Genomic DNA, 7,930 nt, shown 5'->3' with positions numbered 1-7,930 from the left:
TCCGCACCAGCGAGCCACGCCACCGCCTGCTGGTGGAGCAGTTCTACCGGCGGGTGGAAGCGGCTGGCGATGTGGTGGAAGGTCGCCAGCGGGGCTGGTATTGCGTGGCCTGCGAGGAATTCAAGGACGATCCTCCTGAGGCCCGCGCACCCCAGTGCAGCACCCACCAACGGCCCCTGGAATGGCGCGATGAGCTCAATCTCTTCTTCCGGCTCTCCCGCTACCAGCAGGCGATCGAGGAGCTGATCCAGCGACCGGGCTTCATCGCTCCCGCCAGCCGTCGCCGGGAGGTGGAGAACTTCGTGGCCCAGGGGCTGCGCGACTTCTCGATCTCCCGGCTGGATCTGCCCTGGGGCATCCCCGTGCCCGGCCATGACGGCCACACCTTCTATGTGTGGTTCGACGCCCTGCTCGGCTACCTCACGGCCCTGCTGGAGCCCGGCGATCCTCCCGACCTGGCGCTGCTGAGTCAGCGGGGCTGGCCGGCGAGCATCCACGTGATCGGCAAGGACATCCTGCGCTTTCATGCGGTCTACTGGCCGGCGATGCTGCTCTCGGCAGGGCTCGACCTGCCTGAGCGGGTGTTCGGCCATGGCTTTCTCACCCGGGAGGGGCAGAAGATGGGCAAATCCCTGGGCAACGTGCTCGATCCCGGGGAGCTGCTGGAGCGCTGCGGCCCCGATGCCGTGCGCTGGTATCTGCTGCGCGACATCCCTTTCGGCGACGATGGCGACGTGCAGCAGCAACGCTTCAGCGACCTGGTCAACAACGACCTGGCCAACACGATCGGCAACCTGCTCAACCGCACCTCCTCGATGGCCCGGCGCTGGTTCGATCAGGCGGTTCCCGCTCCCAGTGAGGCCGTGGGCAGCAGCCATCCACTGGCACAGGCGGCCCTGCTGGCCCGCGAGCAGGTGATTGAAGGCATGGAGCGGCTGGATTTCCGCCAGGCCGCCGCCGCTGCCCTGCAGCTCGCCATCAGCGCCAATGGCTTCCTCAACGACCAGGCTCCCTGGAGCCGGATGAAGCAGGAGGGTCAGCGGCAGCAGGTGGCCGACGACCTCTACGCGGTGCTGGAGGCCGCCAGGCAGGTGGCGTTGCTTCTGGCCCCGATCCTTCCCGATCTCTCCGCCCGCATGCTGCTTCAGCTCAATCAGCCCCTGGCCCCCAGTGGTGTCGTGGCTGGGGGACAGAGCGGCCCCGATGGCGCTCAGGTCCCCTGGCAGGAGCGCCTGACCTGGGGATCCCTGGCGGCGGGCACCCCTCTGCCGGAGCCGGAGCCGGTGATGGCCCGCCTGGAACTGGATGGACCGCTGTGAGGGCCTTTCTGGCACGAGCCCTGATCCTCGGGCTGCCCCTGGTGGCCTTGCTGGGCTGCGAGCGCAAAGCCACCAAGCCGAAGGACCCCCAACCCTTTGTGTTCCGTTCGCTCAACCTGCGCCAGCAGGATGGCAAGGGTCGTCCGGCCTGGGAGCTCACCAGCCCGCAGGCCCGCTACGACCTGCAGCGCCGGGTCGCCCGCGCCACTGAACCACGCGGGGTGATCTACGCCGCCGGCAAGCCCCGCTACAAGGTGGAGGCCACCAGCGGCCTGGTGATCAACGACGGCGAGGTGATCCAGCTGGAAGGCAAGGTGCGCATCCTGGTGCTCGGTCCCAGGGGCTCGGTGATCAGCGGTGATCGGGTGCGCTGGACACCAAGCCGGAAGCTGATGGAGATCGACCGGAAGCCCCTGCTCACGGAACGTCGGAGCCGCCTGAGCGCCACCACGGCCCGCTTCCTGCTCGACAAGGACAAGCTGGAGTTGCGAGGCAAGACCCGGCTGCTGCAGCCGGAGCTCGATCTGCGTGTGGCCCAGGCCGATTGGCTGGCCGACACCGGTGCCCTGGTGGCGGCAGGTCCGGTGAAGGGGGAGCGGCGCCCGGCGGGCGAGAAAGGCACCGTCCAGACCGTCACCGGTTCGGCGCTGGAAGGAAACACCCGCCAGGAGGTGGTGGATCTGCTGGCGCCAGTCCGCTTCGTCGATCCCTCCCGTAAGGCGGTGCTTGATGCCCAGCGCACCCGCTGGAACTCCAAGGAGCAGGTGCTCAGCACGGCCCTGCCCTTCACCGGCGTGGTCGATCAGCTGCACGTGGCCGGCGACTCCCTGCGGATGCTTCTGGGCGAGAAGACGGCGATCATTCCCAGCGGTTGCCGCCTGCGCCAGCCCGGCGAACGGCTCCAGGCCAGGGAATGCCGCTGGAACTGGGGCAACCAGGCCATCGAAGCCCGCGGGGGCGTTCAGCTGGAGCGGGATCAGAATCAGCAGATCACCCGCAGCGAGCAGCTGTCCGGCAAGGTCGGAGACAAGGGCCTGGCCGAGTTCACGACACCGGGGGGACGGGTCTACTCGGAGCTGAAGGTCCCTCCTCCTTCGAAGGAGCGACGCGAGCCTGCTCCAGTGACGTTCTGAGCTTCTCGGCCCAGCCCTCGATCCAGAGCTCATCGCTGCGGCTGAAACAGCGCGGCGACCAGCCGCCGGCCAGCAGCCAGCCCTCGCTGCCGAGGGGTTGCACCAGCACGGCGGGTGTGCCCTCAGGCAGGCAGCGGAACTCGTCACGGCCCGGGTAGAGCTTCAGGTTCACCAGGGAGACCGCCCGGCCGCTGCCGGTGGCCCGACGGCAGATCTCCCCAGGCTCGAAGGGACAGCTCCCCAGCAGACCCCGACGCAGCAGGGTCCTTCCCCCCCAGTGGATCAGCAGGCTGGCGGCCGGGGTGGCGGTGAGCAGCAGGCGGCTCCCCCAGGCCAGCTCCAGCGCGAGCTCCTGTGCAATCTGGGAATCCAGCTCCAGCCCCTGCTCCCCCTGCAGCTCCACCCGTTCGGGGGCAAGCGGCACCGCCCGGGTCCAGAGCACGGCCACCAGCATCAGGCCCACCGCCATCAGGCTGGCGAGCACACCGGCGCGCTCCAACGCCGGGCTCAGCTCCGCAGCGGTGAGCTGATTGAGCAGGCAGAGCCCCAGTCCGAGTAACCCTGTCGCCAGGGTGAAACGGGCCGGGGTGGGCATGGTTGACACGGGAAGGCTGAGGTTCAGCGTGAACGCTGACACGGATTCGAGCTGCCAGCCTGGCCACTCCCAGGCCACGTTGCTGGAATGGGATCTCCTTTGTTGTCCGCCCCATGGATGCCAGTCAGGCCTTTGCCGCTATCGCCCTGGCCGCGGTCGCCTGTGACGGCAGCTTGGGCCTCGTGGAGGCCAAGGCCCTGCGCGGGCTGCTGCAGTACCGCAGTCCCTACGCCGGCCTTTCCGATCTGGCCATGGGTGAACTGTTCGATTCCTTGCTGGCTGACCTGCGCCAAGGGGGACTGGAGGCGCTGGTCAGTGCCGCAGTTCCGGTCCTGAGCTGTGAGCAACGCGAAACGGCTCTGGCGGTGGCGGCTCAGCTGGTCCACAGCGACCGGGTTGTCCAGGCCAGCGAGACGGTGTTCCTGCAGAGCCTGGCGGTTCAGCTCGATTTGCCCGGAGGCAAGGCCGGACAGATTCTCGCGGCGATTGAGGCTCTCAACCGCGACAGCCTGGCCAGCTGAGGGCAAACTGTGGGCAACAATCCATTTCTGCTGCCCGTGCGTCTGCTGAACCGATTGCTGGTCGTGCTCACCGCCCTGGTGATATCCCTGCTGGCTGCCGCACCCGCCGTCTGGGCTGTGGGGATCCGTGACCTGCCCACAGCGCCCGTCTCGCAGCATCTGATCGATACGGCCGGGTTGTTCAGTCGCGCCACCTCGGCGGAGCTGGAGCGTCGCCTGGCCGACCTGGAGAACGATCACGTTCAGGCCAGGCTGCTCACCGTTCCCCGCCTCGACTACGGCCTGGAACTCGATGCCCTGGGCCAGCAGGCGCTGGAGACCTGGTCGGCCGCTGAGCCCAGCTCAGGCGCTTCGCTGCTGGTGTTGATCGACGCCCAGACCAACACCGCTGCAGTGGTGGCCAGTCCCGAGCTGCTGGAGCAACTGCCGGCCTCTCTGTTGCGCGACACCGCCGACAGCACCATGGCCGTGCCCCTGCGGCTGGGAACCCGCTACCGCCAGGCCTCCCTCGATGCCCTCGACCGTCTGGGCACGGTGCTGCAGGGCGGAGAAGATCCGGGACCGCCCCTGGAGGAGACGGCCGCCCCCATGGTGACCAACATCCCCACCCGTGAGGAGACCGCCAACAGCAACGGCTTCCAGTGGGTGATCGTGCTGCTGGTGGTGGGCACCATCGTGCCGATGCTGACCTGGTGGGTTTTCTCCCGCTGATCACCGATGGCCCTGCGCAACTGGATGGGTACGTTCGGCAAGGCGCGCTCCAGCGATCTTGTTCATCAGCTCGAGCGTGCCTATGAGGCTGCATTGCTGATCCAGAGCATCGAGATCGAGTTCTTCGCCGATCGTCCCGTCCGTACCGACCTGGAGCTGAGCGTGCCCCGCCAGGTGCGCAACCAGATGCTGCGCCGGTTCCAGTCGGCACTGCAGATCTGCCGCGAGAGCCTTGAGCAGCTCCAGCCCCGCCGCCATGAACTGGATTCACAGCAACAGCGTCAGCTGCAGCTGATCGAGTCCGTCGAAGCCCGCTACAACTCGCGCTCAGGCTCGGCCAGCCTCAGCCGCACGCCGGAACTTCTGCCCCGCAGCCTGATGGGCGCTGTGGAGCGGGTGCGCCAGCAGTTGGATCCTGAAGCCGAGGCCACCGTGGTGGCGGGCTTCAGGCGCCGGCGCGACACCACGCTGGTCTCTCTGCGCATCCTGCTGTTGCTGGTGCTGGTTCCCCTGTTGATGCAGCAGGCCAGCCGCTCGTTCGTGATCTCCCCCCTGGTGGATCGCTTCGCGCCCCATGTGCCTTTTCTGAGTTACACCAAGCCACAGCTGGAGGAGGCGGCCGTGGAGAAACTACGCATTTACAAGGCAGAGATCGAGTTCGACGCTCTGCTCAAGGGGTCTGTGCTGCCCACCAATGAGGAGCTGCACCAGGCGCTTGCGCTCCGGGCCGAAGAGCTCAAGCAGGAGGCGGACAGTCAGAGCACCCGTGCCATCAAGAACGTGATCTCTGATGTGTTTGCCATGGTGGGTTTCGTTTTGGTCTGTGTCTTCGGCCAGGAGGAAATCCGTGTCCTGCGAGGGTTCCTTGATGAACTTGTCTATGGACTGAGCGACAGTGCCAAGGCCTTCGCCATCATCCTATTTACTGATATATTTGTTGGATTTCATAGTCCAGAGGGTTGGACTGTTTTGCTCGACGGTGTCGCCAACCATCTGGGGCTGCCGCAACGGGAGAACTTTATTCTCTTGTTCATCGCCACATTTCCGGTGATCTTGGCAACTATCTTCAAGTATTGGATCTTCCGCTACCTCAACCGTGTTTCTCCATCCTCGGTGGCCACCCTGCGCAACATGAATGGGGGTGGTTGAACAACGTGCCGGGGCTGGTTTGACCCTGGTGAGTGGCCCCAGCCGCAGTGGCAAGAGCCGCTGGGCCGAACATCTGGTGGTCGGCACTGGCCGTCCGGTGCTCTATGTCGCCACCGGAGCCCTTGCTCCGGATGATCCGACCTGGCAGCAGCGCCTCCAACTGCACCAGAGCCGGCGACCCGGGCACTGGATCACCTGGGAGGTGGAAGGGGAGCTGGAGTCGGCCCTGGGGCGCGCCCCAGCGGATCACCTGCTGCTGATCGATTCCCTCGGCACCTGGCTGGCCCACCATCTCGATCTCGACACTGAGGCCTGGGAGCGACGGCAGCTGGGCCTTCTGGAGGCGCTGCTGAGCTGCTGCGCGCCCCAGGTGATCGTGACGGAGGAGACCGGCTGGGGTGTGGTGCCTCCCACCGTGATCGGCGGCCGTTTCCGGGATCGGCTGGGAGGGCTGCAGCAGCGGCTGCAGCCCCTGGCCCAGGCCAGCTGGCTGGTGATCCAGGGCCGCGCTCTTGATCTGCACGCCCTCAGCCAGCCGGTGCCGGACCTGTGAGCGCCCTTCCCCGGGTGGTGCTGTTCCAGCCCCAGATCCCGCCCAACACCGGCAATGTGGCGCGCACCTGTGCCGCCACCGGGGCGGAGCTCCATCTGATCGAACCGCTGGGGTTCAGCCTCGACGACCGCCAGCTCAAGCGGGCAGGGCTCGACTACTGGCCCTGGGTGCCGTTGCACGTCCATCCCGGGTTCGAGGCCCTGAGCGCAGAGCAACGGCGGCGGGGAGGGCGGCTGCTGGCGTTGAGCAGCCAGGCCGATCAGCCCTACCAGCACTGCCGTTTCCGCAGCGATGACTGGCTGCTGTTCGGCCGGGAGAGCGACGGTCTGCCGCCAAAGCTGCTCGAGCAGGCCGACATGCGGCTGACGATCCCCATGCCTGGCTCCGTTCGCCATGGCGGCGGGGTGCGCAGCCTGAATCTCTCGGTCTCCGTGGCCGTGGTGCTGTTCGAGGCCCTGCGCCAGTTGGAGACAGGTGTCTGAGCGATCAGCCGCTTACTGGATCGTCCATGACGATCCAGTGGCTGACCCCAGAGGCTTGTGCCCGATGGTTCATGCCGCTACCCTCGGCGCGGCTCGGGGATGGTGGCTTCTCCACCGGGCCTTGTCCGACGGGTGAATTTCTGCATGAAGCCTTCGCAACTGATCCTGCCGCTGCTTGGAACCATGCCGGTTCTCTCCCTGGTGGCTGTCGGCGCCATCCCTGGCATTGCCGACGCCCGCCGGCCCGGTTTCGAAACGATGCCCGAGCGCCTGGAGATCGATCCTGCGACGGCGGCACTGCCTCCAGCAGGCCAACCCCAACTGCTCGCCTCCCTGCCCAGCTCGTTCCGCGACAAGCTCTGGGTGCGCATTCGCAACGACATCACTCTTGAAGAGCTGGCCAGCCAGTTGCGGGTTCAGGAAACCCCTCTGGCCAAGCTCAACGACGTCAATGAAGATCACGGCTTCAGCCGTGGCGACTGGGTGGTGCTGCCCTCCTCCAAGGCTTCGACGGCCAAGCAGCTCGCCTCGCTCGACACCAGCGAGCTGCGGCGCTCGGCTCCTCTCAGCGAGCCACCCCCGCTTGAGTCCACCGGTGTGGTGCGCTTCGGTGACAACCTGGTGAAGCTCGCCCAGCGCTACAGGCTCAGCATCCAGGATCTGCTGCGGCTCAACCCTGGTCTCGAGGCGGCCCGTCTGGTCGAAGGAAGTCAGATCCGCGTCTCCAGGGCGGGTGTGTCCCGTTCGCGCATGGTGCTGGGTCTCAAGCCCGTGGGCAGCGGCGGCCTGAGCTGGCCAGACCTTCCCGGCTTCAACCGTCCCGGTGAGCAACCCACGGAACCCTCCCAGCTCGGCAGTGGTTGGATCTGGCCGGCCCGCGGCGTCTTCAGCTCGGGCTACGGCTGGCGCTGGGGACGGATGCACAAGGGCATCGACATCGCCAGCAATGTAGGAACGCCGATCGTGGCGGCCCAGGGTGGTCAGGTGTCCTACGCCGGTTGGCACGATGGCGGCTACGGCTACCTGGTGGAGATCCAGCACCCTGACGGCAGCAAGTCGCTCTACGGCCACAACAGTCGTGTGCTGGTGCGGGTGGGTCAGCAGGTGTCCCAGGGCGCCAAGATCTCGGAAATGGGCAGCACCGGCCGCAGCACCGGTCCCCATCTCCATTTCGAGATCCATCCCCCTGGACGTGGCGCCGCAAATCCGCTTCAATTCCTCCCCGGCAGAGCTTGATCTCCATCCTTGCCACCTCCCTCTTCCCTTGTCGGGAGAGGGAGGTCGATCGTTTAAAGTCCTTACAACGCGGCTCGGTAGCTCAGCTGGTTAGAGCGTGGGATTCATAACCCCAAGGTCGGGAGTTCAAGTCTCCCCCGAGCCATTTTTGGCGTCTGATTGAAGTCGCCCCAATCACAAGCGAATCCCAGGCCTGCCAAGGTCGGGTATTCGCTCTCTGATGCAGGGCAT

General features: G+C 66.4%; 9 protein-coding genes and 1 tRNA gene. 9 read left to right on the top strand and 1 reads right to left on the bottom strand.

Annotated elements, in window-relative coordinates:
- The coding region (locus tag KBY78_RS13910; RefSeq protein WP_255144079.1) for a methionine--tRNA ligase at window positions 1-1,319 on the top strand (1,319 nt) is incomplete at its 5' end.
- A complete protein-coding gene (gene lptC, locus KBY78_RS13905) occupies window positions 1,316-2,452 on the top strand; it encodes an LPS export ABC transporter periplasmic protein LptC (protein ID WP_255144078.1) in 1,137 nt (378 codons plus the stop codon). The genes KBY78_RS13910 and lptC, both read left to right, overlap by 4 nt.
- On the opposite strand, the gene KBY78_RS13900 is transcribed toward lptC, so the two are convergent.
- On the bottom strand, window positions 2,364-3,047 hold the full coding sequence (locus KBY78_RS13900; protein ID WP_255144077.1) for a cofactor assembly of complex C subunit B: 684 nt from the start codon (window positions 3,045-3,047) through the stop codon (window positions 2,364-2,366). The two genes, lptC and KBY78_RS13900, sit on opposite strands and share 89 nt — an antisense overlap.
- Window positions 3,048-3,160: 113 nt before the next feature.
- On the opposite strand from KBY78_RS13900, the gene KBY78_RS13895 reads away from it, so the two are divergent.
- The 7 genes from KBY78_RS13895 (at window position 3,161) to KBY78_RS13865 (ending at window position 7,844) form a co-directional block, all read left to right on the top strand.
- Window positions 3,161-3,568, top strand: a complete 408-nt coding sequence (locus KBY78_RS13895; RefSeq protein WP_255144076.1) for a tellurite resistance TerB family protein — start codon at window positions 3,161-3,163, stop codon at window positions 3,566-3,568.
- Window positions 3,569-3,577: 9 nt separating this feature from the next.
- Window positions 3,578-4,279: a photosystem II repair protein Psb32 gene (gene psb32 / locus KBY78_RS13890; RefSeq protein ID WP_255144075.1), complete on the top strand. Its 702-nt coding sequence runs from the start codon at window positions 3,578-3,580 to the stop codon at window positions 4,277-4,279.
- A 6-nt stretch (window positions 4,280-4,285) separates the two neighbouring features.
- The gene (gene pxcA, locus KBY78_RS13885; RefSeq protein WP_006171433.1) at window positions 4,286-5,428 is read left to right on the top strand and encodes a proton extrusion protein PcxA; all 1,143 of its coding nucleotides are present in this window, start codon (window positions 4,286-4,288) and stop codon (window positions 5,426-5,428) included.
- Window positions 5,415-5,981, top strand: coding sequence for a bifunctional adenosylcobinamide kinase/adenosylcobinamide-phosphate guanylyltransferase (locus tag KBY78_RS13880; protein ID WP_255144074.1), 567 nt, complete (start codon window positions 5,415-5,417; stop codon window positions 5,979-5,981). The genes pxcA and KBY78_RS13880 overlap by 14 nt, the downstream gene beginning before the upstream one ends.
- The gene (locus KBY78_RS13875; RefSeq protein ID WP_255144073.1) at window positions 5,978-6,463 is read left to right on the top strand and encodes a tRNA (cytidine(34)-2'-O)-methyltransferase; all 486 of its coding nucleotides are present in this window, start codon (window positions 5,978-5,980) and stop codon (window positions 6,461-6,463) included. Before KBY78_RS13880 ends, KBY78_RS13875 begins: the two co-directional genes overlap by 4 nt.
- A gap of 183 nt (window positions 6,464-6,646) precedes the next feature.
- Entirely contained in the window at window positions 6,647-7,699 is a 1,053-nt protein-coding gene (locus KBY78_RS13870; RefSeq protein WP_255144072.1) for a M23 family metallopeptidase, read from the top strand.
- Window positions 7,700-7,770: 71 nt separating this feature from the next.
- Window positions 7,771-7,844: transfer RNA gene (locus tag KBY78_RS13865), tRNA-Met, on the top strand.
- The last annotated feature ends 86 nt before the right edge of the window (window positions 7,845-7,930 follow it).

The sequence above is a fragment of the Synechococcus sp. EJ6-Ellesmere genome, assembly GCF_024345875.1.
Classification (GTDB): Bacteria; Cyanobacteriota; Cyanobacteriia; order PCC-6307; family Cyanobiaceae; genus Regnicoccus_A; species Regnicoccus_A antarcticus.
This window is presented reverse-complemented; position numbering and strand designations above follow the sequence as displayed.